The organism is Pseudoxanthomonas taiwanensis, from assembly GCF_010093135.1.
In the GTDB taxonomy this organism is placed as follows: Bacteria; Pseudomonadota; Gammaproteobacteria; order Xanthomonadales; family Xanthomonadaceae; genus Pseudoxanthomonas; species Pseudoxanthomonas taiwanensis.
Window position 1 is genome coordinate 11,379 of the sequence record NZ_PDWK01000014.1, and the last position, 15,531, is coordinate 26,909.

18 protein-coding genes and 1 tRNA gene are annotated in these 15,531 nt (G+C 71.7%); 12 read left to right on the plus strand and 7 right to left on the minus strand.

Annotation, left to right across the window (positions count from 1 at the left end):
- Window positions 1-29: 29 nt before the first annotated feature.
- From atpD to CR938_RS04230, 5 genes are all read left to right on the plus strand, one after another.
- A complete protein-coding gene (atpD, locus tag CR938_RS04210; protein WP_162123816.1) occupies window positions 30-1,427 on the plus strand; it encodes a F0F1 ATP synthase subunit beta in 1,398 nt (465 codons plus the stop codon).
- Window positions 1,428-1,465: 38 nt separating this feature from the next.
- On the plus strand, window positions 1,466-1,888 hold the full coding sequence (locus tag CR938_RS04215; RefSeq protein ID WP_162123817.1) for a F0F1 ATP synthase subunit epsilon: 423 nt from the start codon (window positions 1,466-1,468) through the stop codon (window positions 1,886-1,888).
- A 217-nt stretch (window positions 1,889-2,105) separates the two neighbouring features.
- A complete protein-coding gene (trpD, locus tag CR938_RS04220; RefSeq protein ID WP_162123818.1) occupies window positions 2,106-3,152 on the plus strand; it encodes an anthranilate phosphoribosyltransferase in 1,047 nt (348 codons plus the stop codon).
- Between the two features lie 100 nt (window positions 3,153-3,252).
- Window positions 3,253-4,047 carry an indole-3-glycerol phosphate synthase TrpC gene (trpC, locus tag CR938_RS04225; protein ID WP_162123819.1) on the plus strand — a complete coding sequence of 265 codons (795 nt, stop codon included), beginning with the start codon at window positions 3,253-3,255 and terminating at the stop codon, window positions 4,045-4,047.
- Window positions 4,044-4,766, plus strand: a complete 723-nt coding sequence (locus tag CR938_RS04230) for a haloacid dehalogenase-like hydrolase (protein ID WP_162123820.1) — start codon at window positions 4,044-4,046, stop codon at window positions 4,764-4,766. Before trpC ends, CR938_RS04230 begins: the two co-directional genes overlap by 4 nt.
- A 15-nt stretch (window positions 4,767-4,781) precedes the next feature.
- Here CR938_RS04230 and crp read toward each other — a convergent pair whose 3' ends face one another.
- The gene (crp, locus tag CR938_RS04235) at window positions 4,782-5,411 is read right to left on the minus strand and encodes a cAMP-activated global transcriptional regulator CRP (RefSeq protein ID WP_162123821.1); all 630 of its coding nucleotides are present in this window, start codon (window positions 5,409-5,411) and stop codon (window positions 4,782-4,784) included.
- A 190-nt stretch (window positions 5,412-5,601) separates the two neighbouring features.
- Between crp and speD the strand changes: the two genes are divergently transcribed.
- Together speD and sugE are read left to right on the plus strand one after the other, a co-directional pair.
- A complete protein-coding gene (gene speD / locus CR938_RS04240) occupies window positions 5,602-6,396 on the plus strand; it encodes an adenosylmethionine decarboxylase (RefSeq protein ID WP_162123822.1) in 795 nt (264 codons plus the stop codon).
- Between the two features lie 126 nt (window positions 6,397-6,522).
- Window positions 6,523-6,840 carry a quaternary ammonium compound efflux SMR transporter SugE gene (gene sugE, locus CR938_RS04245; RefSeq protein ID WP_162123823.1) on the plus strand — a complete coding sequence of 106 codons (318 nt, stop codon included), beginning with the start codon at window positions 6,523-6,525 and terminating at the stop codon, window positions 6,838-6,840.
- Between the two features lie 98 nt (window positions 6,841-6,938).
- Here sugE and coq7 read toward each other — a convergent pair whose 3' ends face one another.
- Entirely contained in the window at window positions 6,939-7,580 is a 642-nt protein-coding gene (gene coq7 / locus CR938_RS04250) for a 2-polyprenyl-3-methyl-6-methoxy-1,4-benzoquinone monooxygenase (protein ID WP_162123824.1), read from the minus strand.
- Between the two features lie 206 nt (window positions 7,581-7,786).
- Here coq7 and rplM point away from each other — a divergent pair, with 206 nt between their 5' ends.
- The 5 genes from rplM (at window position 7,787) to CR938_RS04270 (ending at window position 9,908) form a co-directional block, all read left to right on the plus strand.
- Window positions 7,787-8,215 carry a 50S ribosomal protein L13 gene (rplM, locus tag CR938_RS04255; protein ID WP_162123825.1) on the plus strand — a complete coding sequence of 143 codons (429 nt, stop codon included), beginning with the start codon at window positions 7,787-7,789 and terminating at the stop codon, window positions 8,213-8,215.
- Window positions 8,216-8,225: 10 nt separating this feature from the next.
- Window positions 8,226-8,618 (plus strand): 30S ribosomal protein S9, encoded by a 393-nt coding sequence (rpsI, locus tag CR938_RS04260; RefSeq protein WP_162123826.1) that lies wholly within the window; start codon window positions 8,226-8,228, stop codon window positions 8,616-8,618.
- 104 nt (window positions 8,619-8,722) lie between these two features.
- Window positions 8,723-8,797 (plus strand) — tRNA-Gln (locus CR938_RS04265).
- Window positions 8,798-8,877: 80 nt separating this feature from the next.
- Window positions 8,878-9,150: an MASE2 domain-containing protein gene (locus tag CR938_RS14550; protein WP_246190965.1), complete on the plus strand. Its 273-nt coding sequence runs from the start codon at window positions 8,878-8,880 to the stop codon at window positions 9,148-9,150.
- On the plus strand, window positions 9,126-9,908 hold the full coding sequence (locus CR938_RS04270; protein WP_246190966.1) for a GGDEF domain-containing protein: 783 nt from the start codon (window positions 9,126-9,128) through the stop codon (window positions 9,906-9,908). Before CR938_RS14550 ends, CR938_RS04270 begins: the two co-directional genes overlap by 25 nt.
- A 7-nt stretch (window positions 9,909-9,915) precedes the next feature.
- Here CR938_RS04270 and CR938_RS04275 read toward each other — a convergent pair whose 3' ends face one another.
- Genes CR938_RS04275 through CR938_RS04295 form a run of 5 tightly spaced genes read right to left on the minus strand, consistent with a single transcriptional unit; the run spans window position 9,916 to window position 15,353 of the window.
- Window positions 9,916-10,641 carry a sulfite exporter TauE/SafE family protein gene (locus CR938_RS04275; protein ID WP_162123827.1) on the minus strand — a complete coding sequence of 242 codons (726 nt, stop codon included), beginning with the start codon at window positions 10,639-10,641 and terminating at the stop codon, window positions 9,916-9,918.
- The gene (ccoS, locus tag CR938_RS04280; protein WP_162123828.1) at window positions 10,638-10,826 is read right to left on the minus strand and encodes a cbb3-type cytochrome oxidase assembly protein CcoS; all 189 of its coding nucleotides are present in this window, start codon (window positions 10,824-10,826) and stop codon (window positions 10,638-10,640) included. The genes CR938_RS04275 and ccoS overlap by 4 nt, the downstream gene beginning before the upstream one ends.
- Window positions 10,823-13,285 carry a heavy metal translocating P-type ATPase gene (locus CR938_RS04285; protein ID WP_162123829.1) on the minus strand — a complete coding sequence of 821 codons (2,463 nt, stop codon included), beginning with the start codon at window positions 13,283-13,285 and terminating at the stop codon, window positions 10,823-10,825. Before CR938_RS04285 ends, ccoS begins: the two co-directional genes overlap by 4 nt.
- Window positions 13,286-13,290: 5 nt before the next feature.
- Window positions 13,291-13,806: a FixH family protein gene (locus CR938_RS04290; RefSeq protein WP_162123830.1), complete on the minus strand. Its 516-nt coding sequence runs from the start codon at window positions 13,804-13,806 to the stop codon at window positions 13,291-13,293.
- Window positions 13,803-15,353, minus strand: coding sequence for a 4Fe-4S dicluster domain-containing protein (locus CR938_RS04295; RefSeq protein ID WP_162123831.1), 1,551 nt, complete (start codon window positions 15,351-15,353; stop codon window positions 13,803-13,805). Before CR938_RS04295 ends, CR938_RS04290 begins: the two co-directional genes overlap by 4 nt.
- Between the last annotated feature and the right edge of the window lie 178 nt (window positions 15,354-15,531).

Sequence of the window (15,531 nt, forward strand, 5' to 3'; positions counted from 1 at the left end):
AAAAAATTCAAGAGTCTGAGGAAATCACCATGAGTCAGGGCAAGATCGTTCAGATCATCGGCGCAGTCGTCGACGTCGAGTTCCCGCGCGCGGAAGTGCCGAAGGTGTACGACGCGCTGAAGGTCGAGGGCACCGATATCACCCTGGAAGTGCAGCAGCAGCTGGGCGACGGCGTCGTGCGCACCATCGCGCTGGGCTCCACCGACGGCCTGAAGCGCAACCTGGTCGCCACCAACACCGGCCGCGCCATCTCCGTGCCGGTCGGTCATGGCACCCTGGGCCGCATCATGGACGTGCTGGGCAACGCCATCGACGAGGCAGGCCCGGTGCAGGCCACCGAGTACTGGGAGATCCACCGTCCGGCCCCGTCCTACGAGGACCAGGCCTCGACCACCGAGCTGCTGGAGACCGGCATCAAGGTGATCGACCTGATGTGCCCGTTCGCCAAGGGCGGCAAGGTCGGCCTGTTCGGCGGCGCCGGCGTGGGCAAGACCGTGAACATGATGGAGCTCATCAACAACATCGCCAAGGCGCACTCGGGCCTGTCCGTGTTCGCCGGCGTGGGTGAGCGTACCCGCGAGGGCAACGACTTCTACCACGAGATGAAGGAGTCGAACGTCCTCGACAAGGTGGCGATGGTCTACGGCCAGATGAACGAGCCGCCGGGCAACCGCCTGCGCGTGGCCCTGACCGGCCTGACCATGGCCGAGTACTTCCGCGACGAGAAGGACGAGACCGGCAAGGGCAAGGACGTCCTGCTGTTCATCGACAACATCTACCGCTACACCCTGGCCGGTACCGAGGTGTCGGCGCTGCTGGGCCGCATGCCGTCGGCGGTGGGCTACCAGCCGACCCTGGCCGAGGAGATGGGTGTGCTGCAGGAGCGCATCACCTCGACCAAGACCGGTTCGATCACCTCGATCCAGGCCGTGTACGTGCCCGCGGACGACCTGACCGACCCGTCGCCGGCCACCACCTTCGCCCACCTGGACGCCACCGTGGTGCTGAGCCGCCAGATCGCCGCGCTGGGCATCTATCCGGCGGTGGACCCGCTGGATTCGACCAGCCGCCAGCTGGACCCGAACATCATCGGCCAGGAGCACTACGAGACCGCCCGTCGCGTGCAGGCCACCCTGCAGCGCTACAAGGAGCTGAAGGACATCATCGCGATCCTGGGCATGGACGAGCTGTCCGAGGAGGACAAGCTGGCCGTGGCCCGTGCCCGCAAGATCGAGCGATTCTTCAGCCAGCCGTTCCACGTGGCCGAGGTGTTCACCGGCTCGCCGGGCAAGTACGTCCCGCTCAAGGAGACCATCCGCGGCTTCAAGGGCATCGTGGACGGCGAGTACGACCACCTGCCGGAGCAGGCCTTCTACATGGTCGGCACCATCGACGAGGCCGTCGAGAAGGCCAAGAAGATCGCCTGAGCGCGGTCTTCCCCGCCCACTGAGCACAGCGAGGCAGCATGAGCACCATCCGTTGCGACATCGTCAGCGCCGAGCAGGAAATCTTCCACGGCGAGGCCACCCTGGTCGTGGCCACCGGCGAGCTGGGCGAGCTGGGCATCGCGCCGCGTCATGCGCCGCTGATCACCCGGCTCAAGCCGGGCAAGGTGGTGGTCACGCTGCCCGACGGCTCCCAGCTGGACTTCGCCATCTCCGGCGGCATCCTCGAGGTGCAGCCGCAGGTGGTGACCGTGCTGGCCGACACCGCCATCCGCGCCGAGGACATCGACGAGGCGGCGGTGCGCAAGGCCAAGGAAGATGCCGAGCGCGCGCTGGCCGGCCGCAGCGAGGCGATGGACGTGGCCGAGGCGCAGAAGCGCCTGGCCGAGGTCACCGCCCAGCTGCAGGCCCTCGAGCGCCTGCGCCGCAACCTCAAGCACTGACGCCCTTCCGGCCACGGCCGGGCAGGGACTTCCACGCAACGCCGGCCTCCGGGCCGGCGTTGCTTTTTCCGCCTTCCGTGGGAGCCGGGCGGGGAGGAGGGAACCCGCCCCGGCCATGCCGGCACGGGATCCTCCCGCGCGCTCCCGCTCCGCGGGGCGGGGCCTGCGCGCCCCGTCGCGATAAACTCGGCGGGTACCCCACACGACGGCCCAGGCCATGAGCATCACCCCCCAGGAAGCCCTGCAGCGCACCATCGAACACCGCGAGATCTTCCACGACGAGATGGTGGACCTGATGCGGCAGATCATGCGCGGGGAGGTGTCGCCGGTGATGACCGCGGCCATCCTCACCGGCCTGCGGGTCAAGAAGGAGACGGTGGGCGAGATCGCCGGCGCGGCCGAGGTGATGCGCGAGTTCTCGCGCAAGGTCGAGGTGGCCGACCGCACCCACCTGGTGGACATCGTCGGCACCGGCGGCGACGGCTCGCGCACCTTCAACATCTCCACCTGCTCGATGTTCGTGGCCGCCGCCGCCGGCGCGCGCGTGGCCAAGCACGGCGGGCGCAGCGTCTCCTCCAGCTCCGGAGCGGCCGACGTGCTGGAGGCGCTGGGCGCGAGGATCGAGCTGCAGCCGGAGCAGGTGGCCGCCTGCCTGGAGCGCACCGGCATCGGCTTCATGTACGCGCCCATCCACCACCCGGCGATGAAGGTCGTGGCGCCGGTCCGCCGTGAGATGGGTGTGCGCACCATCTTCAACATCCTTGGCCCGCTGACCAACCCGGCGGGCGCGCCCAACATCCTGATGGGCGTGTTCCACCCGGACCTGGTCGGCATCCAGGCGCGTGTGCTGCAGGAGCTGGGCACCGAGCGCGCCCTGGTGGTGTGGGGCCGCGACGGCATGGACGAGATCTCGCTGGGCGCGGCCACCCTGGTGGGCGAGCTGCGCGACGGCAGGGTGCGCGAGTACGACATCCACCCGGAGGACTTCGGCATGTCCATGTCCGCCAGCCGCAACCTCAAGGTGGCCGACGCGGCGCAGTCGCGCGGCATGCTGCTGGCGGTGCTGGACGGCGCGCCTGGCCCGGCCCGCGACGTGGTCCTGCTCAACGCCGCCGCGGCCCTGTACGTGGCGGGCGTGGCCGCGGACATTCCCGACGGCATCGCCCGCGCCCGCCAGGCCATCGACACTGGCGCGGCGCGCGCGGCGCTGCACCGCTACGTGGAGGCGACCCGGGCCCTGGCCGCGGACGCGGCCACGCCGTGAGCGGCGGCGCGGAGCCGGCGCCGGCTGCGCGCGCCAGGCCGGCCGGCGCGTGCGAGAATGGCCCTCCGGCCCGCAGCCTGCCGCGCCGTACTGGGACTCCATGAGCGACATCCTGCAGACCATCCTGGCCCGCAAGGCCGAAGAGATCGCCGAACGGCGCGCGCGCCTGCCGCTGGCCGAGGTGGCCGCGCGCGCGCGCGACGCCGAGCCGGTGCGCGGCTTCGCCGCGGCGTTGAAGGCCGCCATCGCCCAGGGGGATCCGGCGGTGATCGCCGAGATCAAGAAGGCCAGCCCGTCCAAGGGACTGATCCGCGCGGACTTCCGCCCGGACGAGATCGCCGTCAGCTACCAGTTCGGCGGCGCGGCCTGCCTGTCGGTGCTGACCGACGTGGACTTCTTCCAGGGTGCCGACGAATACCTGCAGCTGGCGCGCGCGGCCTGCACCCTGCCGGTGCTGCGCAAGGACTTCACCATCGACCCCTACCAGGTGCACGAGGCGCGCATGCTCGGCGCCGACTGCATCCTCCTGATCGTGGCCGCCCTGTCCGACGACCAGCTGGCCGAGCTGTCCGGCCTGGGCATGGAGCTGGGCATGGACGTGCTGGTGGAGATCCACGACATCGACGAGCTGGAGCGCGCCATCCAGGTGCCGGCCCCGCTGATGGGCATCAACAACCGCAACCTGCGCACCTTCGAGGTGTCGCTGGAGACCTCGCTGGAACTGCGCGGGGCGGTGCCGCGCGACCGCCTGCTGGTGACCGAGAGCGGCATCCACACGCCGGCCGACGTGGCCCGCATGCGCGGGGCCGGGATCCCCGCCTTCCTGGTCGGCGAGGCCTTCATGCGCGCCGAGGAGCCGGGCGAGGCGCTGCGCCAGCTGTTCTTCGAGCCATGAGTACCCCGGCCTGCCCGCCGCCTCGCGCCGACGCGCCGCTGGTGGTGTTCGACTTCGACCACACCCTGTACGACGGCGATTCCGGCAGTCACCTGTTCGCCTGGCTGATCCGCCGCAGCTGGTGGCGCACGCTGGCGGCGCTGCTGGCCACGCCGGTGCTGGGGCCGATGGTGGCCTTCCTGCCGACCCGCCGCTGGGGCATCTCCGGCTACGTGTGGATCGGCAGCCTCGGCGTGCGCAGCACCGCCGAGTTCAACCGGCTGATCGACCAGTACGTGCTCGCCCACCGGGCGCAGATCGCCGCGCGCCTGCTGCCGGTGGCGCTGGAGATGTTCGCCGCGCATCGCCGCCGCGGCGACCGGGTGGTGGTGGCCACCGGCGCGCCGCCGGAGCTGGCCCGGGCCATCCTGGGCTTCGTCGCCCATGAGGACGTGCCGGTGCTCGGCACCGTGGTCGGGCCGAAGCTGGGCGGCATGGGCGCCCGCCGCCATTGCCACCACACCGAGAAGGTGCGCATGCTGCGCGAGGCCGGCTACGAGGGCATCGAGACCGCCTATTCGGACAGCACCGCGGACCTGCCACTGCTGACCGCGGCCCGGCGGCCGGTGGTGGTCACCCCCAAGCGCAGCCGCGTGGCGCTGTTCCGGCGGGTATTGCCGCCGGACACGCCGATCCTCAACTGGGGCTGCCGCCAGCGCGGCGGCGACGCGCCGGCCTGAGCGGCCGCTGGGCCTTCAGCGGGTGCCGTAGAGCACCACGGTCTTGCCGCGGGCGTGCAGCTGGCCGTCCTCCTGCAGCTTCTTGAGCACGCGGCCGGCCATCTCGCGCGAGCAACCGACCAGCCGCGCCAGCTCCTGGCGGGAGACGCGCAGCTGGGTGCCCTGCGGATGGGACATGGCCTCCGGCTCGCTGGCCAGGTCGTGCAGGGTGCGGATGATGCGGTCGGTGACGTCGAGGAAGGCCAAGCGGCTGGCCTTGCGGCTGGGGGCCAGCAGGCGCCGGGACAGCTGCACCCCGATGGAATAGAGCAGGCGCGGGGCGTCGGCGACCAGCGGGCCGACCAGCAGCTGCTGCAGGCGGTCGGAGCCGATCTCGGCCAGCTCACAGGCGCTGCGGGTGCGCAGGATCACCTCGCGGCGGTCGGCTTCGATGAACAGGCCCATCTCGCCGACGAACTCGCCGGGACCGAAGTAGCCCAGCACCAGCTCCCGGCCGTCGTTCTCCTCGGCGATAATGCTGACTGAACCGTTAACGACGTAATAGAGCGTCCCGGCCGGATCGCCCGGGCGGAACACGTCGGTGCGGTTGGGGTAGCGGCGCCGCTGACAGTAGGCCAGAAGCCGTTCTATGGCGGGTTGATCCATGGCGAGAGGGCTGCTGGCGAAGCGCACGGGAGACACGGCCGTGGTTCTAGGCGGTGACGGAATTTGGACGCTGAACAGGGTACCGGCATAGGCCGCCCGGGGGCAAATCGTGGCCAAGTGTGCATGTACCCATCACGGCCGTTTGCCGCATAATTACCCGTTTCCATCCCTCCCAGGAGGCATGACCGCCGTGGTCAAACCCCTGCCGCGCCTGAGGCTGCAAGGCTTCAACAACCTGACCAAAGCGCTGAGCTTCAACATCTACGACGTCTGCTACGCGGTCTCGGAGGACGAGCGCCAGCGTTACATCGAGTACATCGATGAGGCGTACAACGCCGACCGCCTGACCCAGATCCTGACCGACGTGGCCCGGATCATCGGCGCCAACATCCTGAACGTGGCCCGCCAGGACTACGACCCGCAGGGTGCCTCGGTGACCATCCTCATCTCCGAGGAGCCGGTGATCGACAAGAAGCAGGCCGGCAAGGAGGTCATCTCCGAGGCGGTCGTGGCGCACATGGACAAGAGCCACATCACCGTCCACACCTATCCGGAGACGCACCCGCAGAACGGGATCGCGACCTTCCGCGCGGACATCGATGTGGCCACCTGCGGCGTGATCTCGCCGCTGAAGGCGCTGAACTACCTGATCGAGAGCTTCGAGTCCGACATCGTGGTGATGGACTACCGCGTGCGCGGCTTCACCCGCGACATCAAGGGCAAGAAGCACTACATCGACCACAAGATCAACTCGATCCAGGACTTTCTGGCGAAGAACATCAAGTCCCGGTACGAGATGATCGACGTGAACGTGTACCAGGAGAACATCTTCCACACGAAGATGCACCTGAAGGAGTTCGACCTGGACACCTACCTGTTCGAGGAGAAGGCGCGCAACCTCTCGTTCAAGGAGCGCATGCGCATCGAGGCGCTGCTGAAGCGGGAGATCGAGGAGCTGTTCCACGGCCGCAACCTGGTCGAATAGCTCCGCGCCAGGCGGGACGGCCCGCCCGCGGCCCCGCCGCGAACGCATGGACCGACGGCGGTCCGGAACCCCGGTTCCGGGCCGCTTTGCGTTCCGGGGCTGGCGCAACCGCAAAGGAGGAGTCGCATGGCCTGGATCTGTCTGGTGCTGGCCGGCCTGCTGGAAGTGGTGTGGGCGGTCGGCCTGAAGTACTCCGAGGGTTTCACCCGCCCGCTGCCCGGCGTGGCCACGGCGGTGGCGATGGCCGGCAGCTTCTGGCTGCTGGCCACGGCGCTGAAGACCATTCCGCTGGGCACCGGCTACGCGGTGTGGGTGGGCATCGGCGCGGTCGGCACCGCGCTGGTGGGCATGCTGCTGTTCCGCGAGCCGGCCGGCGTGGCGCGGCTGCTGTGCATCGGCCTCATCGTGGCCGGGATCGCCGGCCTGAAGCTGACCAGCCGCTAGGCCGTTCCGCCCCTTCCCCGTGCGGGGCGGGGCGCGGGTGCTCCGGCCGGGCCGGCGCACCAGGTCCGCCTTCCACCCTGCCGGGAGAGGACATGGGGTCAGATCCGGTAGGCCACCAGCTTCATGAACCTCGAGGCCAGCGCCATCACCTGCGGGATCGGCGGCGGCAGGACGCGCGCGCCGGCGCGCTCGGCGTTGTCGGCGTGGCGTGCCTCGTCGTCCTTCATCACCCGCAGGATCTGCCGGCTGCGCTCGTCCGCGGGCGGCAGGCTGTCCAGGTGCTCGTCCAGATGGGCCTCCACCTGGCGCTCGGTCTCGACCACGAAGCCCAGGTTCCAACCGTCCCCGCGCAGACCGGCCAGCATGCCGATGGCGTAGCTGCCGGCGTACCACAGCGGGTTGAACAGGCTGGGCCGGCTGTCCAGCTCGCGCAGGCGCTGCGCGCACCAGGCCAGGTGGTCGGTCTCCTCCCGGGCGGCGTGCAGCAGGTGCTCGCGGGTGGCCGGATCGCGCGCCACCGCCGCCTGGCCGAAATACAGGCCCTGGGCGCAGACCTCGCCGACGTGGTTGATCCGCATCAGCCCGGCGGCGTGGCGGCGGGCCGGGGGCGGCAGCACTGGGTCCGGGGCGTCGGCCGGGCAGGGGCGGGCTGGCGGCGGGTCGCCCAGGGTGGTCTCCAGGGCGCGCTGGGCCTCCACGAGCAGGCGGTCGAGCGTGGACAGGTGGCGGGCGGCGGGCATGGTGGAACTCCGCGGACGGGTGCGGGAAGATTGTCGGCCCCGTGCGCCGGCCCTGCCAAGCGCCACGGCCGGCCGCCGGGTGCGCGCTTGCGCGCCGGTTGGCGAGGGGCTATCATTCCGCTTCTTTGCGGTACCCCCTTACAACGCGAGGCGAAGTTCCGTCCGGGTTTCCGGGGCGGAATCAGCCCGACAACCACCAGGTTCCCATGAAGACTTATATCGCCAAGTCCGAGACCGTCCAGCGCGACTGGTATCTCGTCGACGCCACCGGCAAGACGCTTGGCCGTCTGGCTGCCGAGCTGGCCCGCCGCCTCCGTGGCAAGCACAAGCCCACCTACACCCCGCACGTCGATACCGGCGATTACCTGGTGGTGATCAACGCCGAGAAGATCGCCGTGACCGGCAACAAGCTGCAGGACAAGATGTACCACCGCTTCACGGGGTACGTCGGCAACCTGAAGAGCGAGACCCTGGCCCAGGCGCTGGAGCGCCATCCGGAGCGCGTGATCGAGATCGCGGTCAAGGGCATGCTGCCCAAGGGCCCGCTGGGCCGCGCCATGTACCGCAAGCTCAAGGTCTATTCCGGCTCCGAACACCCGCACGCGGCGCAGCAGCCGAAGCCGCTGGAAATCTGAGGCAATCACGATGGCTATCACCCAGAACTACGGCACCGGCCGTCGCAAGTCCTCCACCGCCCGCGTGTTCCTGCGCAAGGGCAGCGGCAACATCATCATCAACGGCCGTCCGCTGGACGAGTTCTTCGGCCGCGAGACCGCGCGCATGATCGTGCGCCAGCCGCTGGAGCTGACCCAGACGGCCGACAAGTTCGACGTCATCGCCACCGCCAGCGGCGGCGGCACCACCGGCCAGGCCGGTGCGATCCGCCTGGGCATCGCCCGCGCGCTGGTGGAGTACGACGAGTCGCTGAAGTCCGACCTGCGCAAGGCCGGCTTCATGACCCGCGACGCCCGCGAGGTCGAGCGCAAGAAGGTCGGCCTGCACAAGGCCCGCCGCGCGACCCAGTTCTCCAAGCGCTGATCCTGGCGCCTGGAGCGGACCCGGTACGCACCCCGGTGCGTGCCGGGCCCGGCCCGGTGGGGTTGTAGACACACCGGGATTTGGGGTTATAATTCCCAGCCCACAGCCCCGTCGCCAAGTGGTAAGGCACCTGACTCTGACTCAGGCATTCGGTGGTTCGAATCCATCCGGGGCTGCCAGATTCCCGAAGAAGCCCGGCCCGGCCGGGCTTTTTCGTGTCCATCCGATGCAACCAGGGGCTGCGCTGCACCGGTAATCCATGGCACAAGGCAAGGCAGGAAGCTCCCTGGTGCGGTTCATCCGCCACGCCTCGCTCATGCGGGCGCTCGGCTTCGCCGCCGCCGCCTTCGGCGTGGTGTCCTCCCTGTCCGAGCAGGCCTATCCCAGCTGGGTGCTCCTGCTGGTCTGGCTCAACGCCCTCGGCTGGCCGGCGCTGGCCTGGCGCCTGGTCGAGCACTCGCAGCACCCGCTGCGGACCGAGTTCCGCAACCTGCTGATCGACACCGCATGGCCGGGTTCTGGGCCGCCCTGAGCGGCTTCGACCTGCTGCCCACGGCCATGCTCATGGCCCTGATGATGATGGACCGGCTGATCACCGGCGGCTGGAGCCTGGCCTTCCGCGCCCTGGTCGTGATGGCGGTGGTGGCCCTGCTGGCCTGGATCCTGGTCGGCTTCCCGTTCCACCCGCGCACCAGCTTCTCCACCATGCTCTGGTGCATGCCGTTCTTCGTGCTCTACCCGCTGGCCTTCGGCACGGTGGCCTGGAACGTCAACGAGCGCATGCGCCAGCGCAAGCGCGAGCTGGAGCAGGACACCCGGATCGACCCCCACACCGGCCTGGCCACGCGCCGGCAGTGGCAGGTCCAGGTCGAGGCGGAGGTGCGCCGTTTCCGCCGCTACGGCACCGTCGCCTCCCTGCTGATGGTGGACATCGACCATTTCAAGCAGATCAACGACGCCGCCGGGCATCTGGTCGGCGACCAGGTCATCCGCCAGGTGGCGGCCTGCCTGACCGACACCCTGCGCGGCAGCGACGCGGCCGGCCGCTTCGGCGGCGACGAGTTCGGCGTGCTGCTGCCCGGTACCGCCCGCGAGGCGGCCATGGATGTGGCCCGCCGCCTGGGCCAGCTGGTGCGCGAGCGGGTCCGCAACCTTGGCCGGCCGGTGACCCTGAGCATCGGCGTGGCCGAGATCGGGCCGGGCCTGGAGGAGTTCGAGTCCTGGACCGCGGCGGCGGACGCCGCCCTGTACCGGGCCAAGGCCGCCGGGCGCGACCAGGCCAGCTTCTGAGCCGGCCTCAGAAGCCGCGGCAGCCCAGCGCGGCCAGCGGGCCGTGCAGCGCCGGCACCTGCATCAGCCAGGGCGCGGCGATGGTCAGCAGGCCGGCGCCCAGCACCAGCACGGCCAGCACGGTGCGCAGGGCCGGGCGCTGCAGCCAGCGCACCAGGCGCGCGCCGGTCCAGGTCAGCGGCAGCATCACCGGCAGCGTGCCCAGGCCGAAGGCGGCCATGACCAGCGCGCCGCCTGACGCACCGGCCTGCAGCCAGGCCACGGTCAGCAGGCCCAGGCTCAGGCCGCAGGGCATCCAGCCCCACAGCACGCCCAGGCCCAGCCGCTTCCAGGCGCGGTCGGCCGGCAGCAGGCGCCCGCGCAGGGGCTGCAGCCAGCGCCAGGCCTGGATGCCCGGGCGGGCCAGCAGGTCGAGGCGGCCGCCCCGGTCCAGCAGGCGCAGGGCCACCAGCACCAGGGCCACGCCTGCGGCCATGCGCAGGCCCAGGGCCAGGGACTCGATGCGCAGCAGGCGCAGTACGCCCCCGCCCAGGCCACCGACCGCGGCGCCGGCCAGCACGTAGCCGCCGATCCGGCCCAGGTTGGCCTGCCAGGCCACCGTGCCCGGCGCGCCCGGTGCCATGGCGTGGAAGCCGGTGGCGATGCCGCCGCACATCACCGTGCAGTGCAGGCCGCCGAGCAGCCCGGCGGTGAGTGCCGCCAGCAGGGTGGGCAGGTCGACGGCCAGGCTCATGGCGCCGGTGGCGGTCCCTTGCGGTCGGCGGGCTGCGGCGCGGGGCGGTCGTCGTCCTCAAGGATGTCCAGGGCCGGGGTGTCCAGGTCGTCGAACTGGCCGCCCTTGACCGCCCACACCAACGCGGCCACGGCGATGCCCAGCAGCACCAGGCTGATCGGGATCAGCATCAGCAGGATGGTCATGCGCGCGTCTCCGTGGGGGCCAGGGCGGGGCCCCCATCATGCCGCGCGCCCGGCGTGGCCGGGCGTGACAGGCGCAGCGCGTTGACCGTCACCACCAGCGAGGAGGCGGCCATGCCCAACGCGGCCAGCCACGGGGTGACCAGGCCGGCGGCCGCCAGCGGGATGGCCAGCACGTTGTAGGCTGCCGCCCAGGCCAGGTTCTGGCGGATGATGCGACGGGTGCGGCGCGCCAGATCCACGGCCGCCGGGATGCGCAGCAGACCCTCGCCGGTGGTCACCAGATCGGCCGCGCGGTGCGCCAGCGAGGCGCCGCCGCCCATGGCGATGGACACGTCGGCGCCGGCCAGCACCGGGGCGTCGTTGAGGCCGTCGCCGACCATGGCCACGATCCGGCCTTCGGCCTGCAGCCGGCGCACCAGGGCCAGCTTGTCCTCCGGCGACTGCCGGGCGTGCAGGCTGTCCAGGCCCAGCGGGGCGGCCAGGCGCTGCACCGCGGCCCGGCCGTCGCCGCTGGCCAGGTGCAGGCGCAGGCCCAGGGCACGCAGCGCGGCCAGCGCCGGGACGGCGTCCGGGCGGGTGCGCTCCTCCAGCACGAAGCGGGCCACTGCCTGCCCGCCGTCGCCCAGCCACAGGGCGCCGTCGTCCTCGCGGCCGGCGGCGAAGTCGGCCCGGCCCAGACGCCAGGGGCGGCCGCCGACCAGGCCCTGCCCGCCGCGCCCGGGCACGGGCTCCACGCCGGCCGCCGCCGGCGTCGTGGCCACGGCCGCGAAGGCCGCCGCCAGTGGATGGCCGGAATCGCGTTCCAGCGCGGCGGCGATGCCCAGCACGGCGGCCTGGTCCAGTGCCGGGTCCAGTACCTCGACCGCAGCCAGCCTCGGGCGGCCGTCGCTGAGGGTGCCGGTCTTGTCGAACACCACGTCGGTGACGCGGGCCAGGGTGTCCACCGCGTCCGGGCGCATGGCCAGCAGGCCGATCCGCGCCAGCGCGCCGTGCGCGGCTGCCAGGGCCGCCGGCACCGACAGCGACAGCGCGCAGGGGCAGCTGATCACCAGCAGGGCCAGGGTCACCTCCAGGGCGCGTTCGGGCTGCCAGTGCCTCCAGCCGGCGAACACCAGCACGGTCACCGGCAGCAGCGAGAGCACGAAGCGGCTGCCGATGCGGTCGGCGATGCGGGCCAGGCGCGGGCGGTGGGCCTGGGCCTGTTCGACCAGGCGCGCCAGCTGCGACAGGCGGGTGGCGGTGCCGGTGCAGGTCACGCGCAGGCGCGCCGGCCGTTCGCGGCAAACCGTGCCGGCGTACACCGGCTCGCCGGGCAGCTTGCGCACCGGGGCCGATTCGCCGGTCAGCAGCGCCTCCTCGAACCAGGCCTCATCGCCCGGGCCGTCGCCCAGCAGCACGCCGTCGGCCGGCACCGCCTCGCCGGCGGCCACGCAGGCCACGTCGCCGGCCGCCAGCGCGGCCAGCGGCACGGTCTCGCGGCGACCGTCGGGCAGCTGCCGGGTGGCGAAGGCCGGGCGCGCACGCGCCAGCGCGTCCACCTGGGCGCTGGCCCCCGCGCGCGCGCGCTGCCCGAGCAGGCGCGCGGCCAGCAGCAGGAACCCGAACATCACCGCCGCGTCGTACCAGACGTGCGGGCCGCCGCGGATGGTCTCCACCAGGCTGGCCAGGTAGGCCAGCAGGGTGGAGCCGGCGATCAGCACGTCCATGCCCAGGCGGCGCTCGCGCAGCTCGCGCGCCGCGCCGGCCAGGAACGGCCAGCCGGAGTAGAACACCACCGGTGTGCACAGCAGGAAGGTCAGCCAGCGGAAGAAGTCGCGCGTGGCCGCCGGCATGGTGTTGTCGAAGTCCAGGTACAGCGCCTCGGCCATCATCATCGCCTGCAGCGTGCCCAGGCCCGCGATGCCCAGGCGCAGCAGCCAGCGGCGGCGCTCGCGCGTGCGCGCCCGCTCCAGCGCCTCGCTGCCGGCCAGGTAGGGCCGGTAGCCGAGCATGGCCAGGCGCCGCAGTGGCGCCGACAGGGCGGTGCGCTGCGGGTCCCAGACGATGCGGATGCGGCCGGTGACGGCGTTGGCGCTGCAGTCCACCACGCCCGGCTCGCGTGCCAGGGCGCGGTCGATCAGCCAGGCGCAGGCGGCGCAGCGCATGCCGTCGGTCAGCAGTGTGATCTCGCGGCCGCCCTCGACCTGGCGGCTGTGCTCGGCCTGCACGTCGGCGCGGTCCCACACCGCCAGGTCGGGCAGGTCCTCGCCGACCCGGCCGGCGGCGGCGCTGCGCAGGCGGTAGTAGCCATCCAGGTTGGCCTGGGCGATCCATTCGGCCGCTGCGGCGCAGCCCTGGCAGCAGAACAGGCGCGCCTGCCCGCCGACCTCCAGGCGGACGGGCTGCGCCGGCAGCGCTTCGCCACAGTGGTGGCAGTGCCCCGCGCCGGGGCCTGCCGGCACGGCCGGCGCCGCAGCCATGGCGGTCAGCGGCCGTTGCCCAGCGAGGGCGCCAGGCGCGCGGCGTGCTGGCCCTTGGGCAGGCGGCCCTGGAGGCGCCAGCTGCCGTCGGCCGGGCGCAGGCGCGCGACCCAGTCGTGCGAGCCGTCCACGGCCTGCGCCACGCGCCATCCGGGACCGGCCGGCTGCAGCTCCAGGTGCAGGTCCTCGGCCTGGCGGGTGGGGTGCTCCAGGTCCAGGCGCAGCGCGACGCCGGTGTCGAAACGGCCGGTGGCCGGCAGCACCTCGACGATGCCGTCCTCCACGCGCAGCACCGCGCTCAGGCCCAGCTTCCTGGCGGCCGCGTCCGGGCCCAGGTCGGCGGTCTGGATCTGCGAGACGCGCCGCACCGGATCGGAGACGGCGTCGGCGCCGCCTGAACGCACCGCCACCACCACCAGCCCCACGCCGGCCACGATGGCCAGCAGGGGCAGCCCGACGACCAGCCACATCACCGGGTTGCGCCAGGCGGAAGGATGCTTGTGGGGCTCGGGGGTGTTCATGGGGTCGGTCCGAAGAAGCTGCTCTCGATGATGCGCCGTTCGCGGCCGTCCTGGCTCTCGATCACGAAGCGGATCTCCCGGCGCGGGGCGCCGCCGGCCTGGCCGGTCACGGTCACCGGCACCGGCACCACCTCCTCCGGACCGGCGGCGACCTCGGTGCGGCCGGCCAGCTGCAGCCCGGCGCCGGCCGGCTCCAGGCTGATGCGGTAGACCTGCGGCTGCTGGCTCTTGTTGGCCAGCTTGAGGGTGTAGTGGTTCTCGATGCGGCCGTCGTCCAGCTGCTGGTACAGCGCGTTGCGGTCACGCAGCACCTCGGCGATCAGCTCGCTGCGGTGGGTCACGCCCCACACCCACACCGTGCACAGGGCCAGCAGCACCAGGCCGTAGACCAGCACGCGCGGCCGCAGGATGCGGCTGGGCTTGCCGTCGATGCTGTTCTGGGTGGCGTAACGGATCAGACCGCGCGGGTAGCCCACCTTCCGCATCACCTCGTCGCAGGCGTCGATGCAGGCGCCGCAGGCGATGCACTCGTACTGCAGGCCGTTGCGGATGTCGATCCCGGTCGGGCACACCTGCACGCAGATGGTGCAGTCGATGCAGTCGCCCAGCTCCTCGGGCTTGAACCTGGGCAGTGGCTCGGGCTTCTCGCCGGTGCCCAGCAGGTTGATGGTGCCGCGCGCCTGGGCGCGGTTGTCGGCCGCGGTCGGGTGGGCGGTGGCGCGGAACACGTAGTCGTAGGCGGTCTGCGGGTCGAGCAGGCCGCGGGCGCGCTCCAGCACGCTCGGCAGGCCGCGCTTGCGCGGGCCGCGCGGCTCGCCGCGCATCGGGTCGTAGGCGATCAGCAGGGTGTTGCGGTCGAACATCGCGCTCTGGAAGCGCGCGTACGGGCACATGTACTTGCACACCTGCTCGCGCAGGAAGCCGGCATTGCCCCAGGTGGCGAAGGCGTAGAAGAACACCCAGAAGGTCTCCCAGCCGCCCAGCTCCCACGGGACGATGCGCGAACCCAGGTCGCGGATCGGGGTGAAGAAGCCGACGAAGGTGAAGCCGGTCCACAGGGCGAAGGCCACCCACAGGACGTGCTTGGCGCCCTTGCGCAGGATCTTCTCCCGGTTCCAGGGGCCGGCGTCCAGCTTCATGCGCTTGGGCCGGTCACCCTCGGTCCAGCGCTCCATCCACAGGAACACCTCGGTCCAGACCGTCTGCGGGCAGGCGTAGCCGCACCACAGGCGCCCGGCCAGGGCGGTGAAGAAGAACAGCGAGAAGGCGGCGATGATCAGCAGCAGGGCCAGGAACAGGAAGTCCTGCGGCCAGAACGCCAGGCCGAACACGTAGAACTTGCGCGCCGGCAGGTCGAACAGCACCGCCTGGCGGCCGTCCCACTCCAGCCACGGGAACAGGTAGAACATGCCCAGCAGCCACCAGACCGCGGCCACGCGCAGGCGGGCGAAGCGGCCGGAGACGTCGCGCGGATAGATCTTCCGCTCGCTGACGTAGAACGAACCGCCCTGATCGTCGACCATGGTGGCGGGGATCTGCTTGCTCATGCCGGCCTCCCGTGGCGCGCGGCACGGCGGAACGGGCGGTGACGGCAGGTGGAACGATCAACAGTCATGGCGATGGCTTCGCCGGAGGGCCGGCGTGCGTGTGGGGGGGACGCGCGGGGCGGACCGCCGCGACATCCAAGTATCCGTTCCCCGCGCGGGCGCCAAAAGCGACAGATTG

Bases quoted from the DNA above. Each gene is read 5' to 3' on its own strand.
- atpD (WP_162123816.1), top strand. From the start codon at position 30: ATGAGTCAGGGCAAGATCGTTCAGATCATCGGCGCAGTCGTCGACGTC.
- CR938_RS04215 (WP_162123817.1), top strand. From the start codon at position 1,466: ATGAGCACCATCCGTTGCGACATCGTCAGCGCCGAGCAGGAAATCTTC.
- trpD (WP_162123818.1), top strand. From the start codon at position 2,106: ATGAGCATCACCCCCCAGGAAGCCCTGCAGCGCACCATCGAACACCGC.
- trpC (WP_162123819.1), top strand. From the start codon at position 3,253: ATGAGCGACATCCTGCAGACCATCCTGGCCCGCAAGGCCGAAGAGATC.
- CR938_RS04230 (WP_162123820.1), top strand. From the start codon at position 4,044: ATGAGTACCCCGGCCTGCCCGCCGCCTCGCGCCGACGCGCCGCTGGTG.
- crp (WP_162123821.1), bottom strand. From the start codon at position 5,411: ATGGATCAACCCGCCATAGAACGGCTTCTGGCCTACTGTCAGCGGCGC.
- sugE (WP_162123823.1), top strand. From the start codon at position 6,523: ATGGCCTGGATCTGTCTGGTGCTGGCCGGCCTGCTGGAAGTGGTGTGG.
- coq7 (WP_162123824.1), bottom strand. From the start codon at position 7,580: ATGCCCGCCGCCCGCCACCTGTCCACGCTCGACCGCCTGCTCGTGGAG.
- rplM (WP_162123825.1), top strand. From the start codon at position 7,787: ATGAAGACTTATATCGCCAAGTCCGAGACCGTCCAGCGCGACTGGTAT.
- rpsI (WP_162123826.1), top strand. From the start codon at position 8,226: ATGGCTATCACCCAGAACTACGGCACCGGCCGTCGCAAGTCCTCCACC.
- CR938_RS14550 (WP_246190965.1), top strand. From the start codon at position 8,878: ATGGCACAAGGCAAGGCAGGAAGCTCCCTGGTGCGGTTCATCCGCCAC.
- CR938_RS04270 (WP_246190966.1), top strand. From the start codon at position 9,126: ATGGCCGGGTTCTGGGCCGCCCTGAGCGGCTTCGACCTGCTGCCCACG.
- CR938_RS04275 (WP_162123827.1), bottom strand. From the start codon at position 10,641: ATGAGCCTGGCCGTCGACCTGCCCACCCTGCTGGCGGCACTCACCGCC.
- ccoS (WP_162123828.1), bottom strand. From the start codon at position 10,826: ATGACCATCCTGCTGATGCTGATCCCGATCAGCCTGGTGCTGCTGGGC.
- CR938_RS04285 (WP_162123829.1), bottom strand. From the start codon at position 13,285: ATGGCTGCGGCGCCGGCCGTGCCGGCAGGCCCCGGCGCGGGGCACTGC.
- CR938_RS04290 (WP_162123830.1), bottom strand. From the start codon at position 13,806: ATGAACACCCCCGAGCCCCACAAGCATCCTTCCGCCTGGCGCAACCCG.
- CR938_RS04295 (WP_162123831.1), bottom strand. From the start codon at position 15,353: ATGAGCAAGCAGATCCCCGCCACCATGGTCGACGATCAGGGCGGTTCG.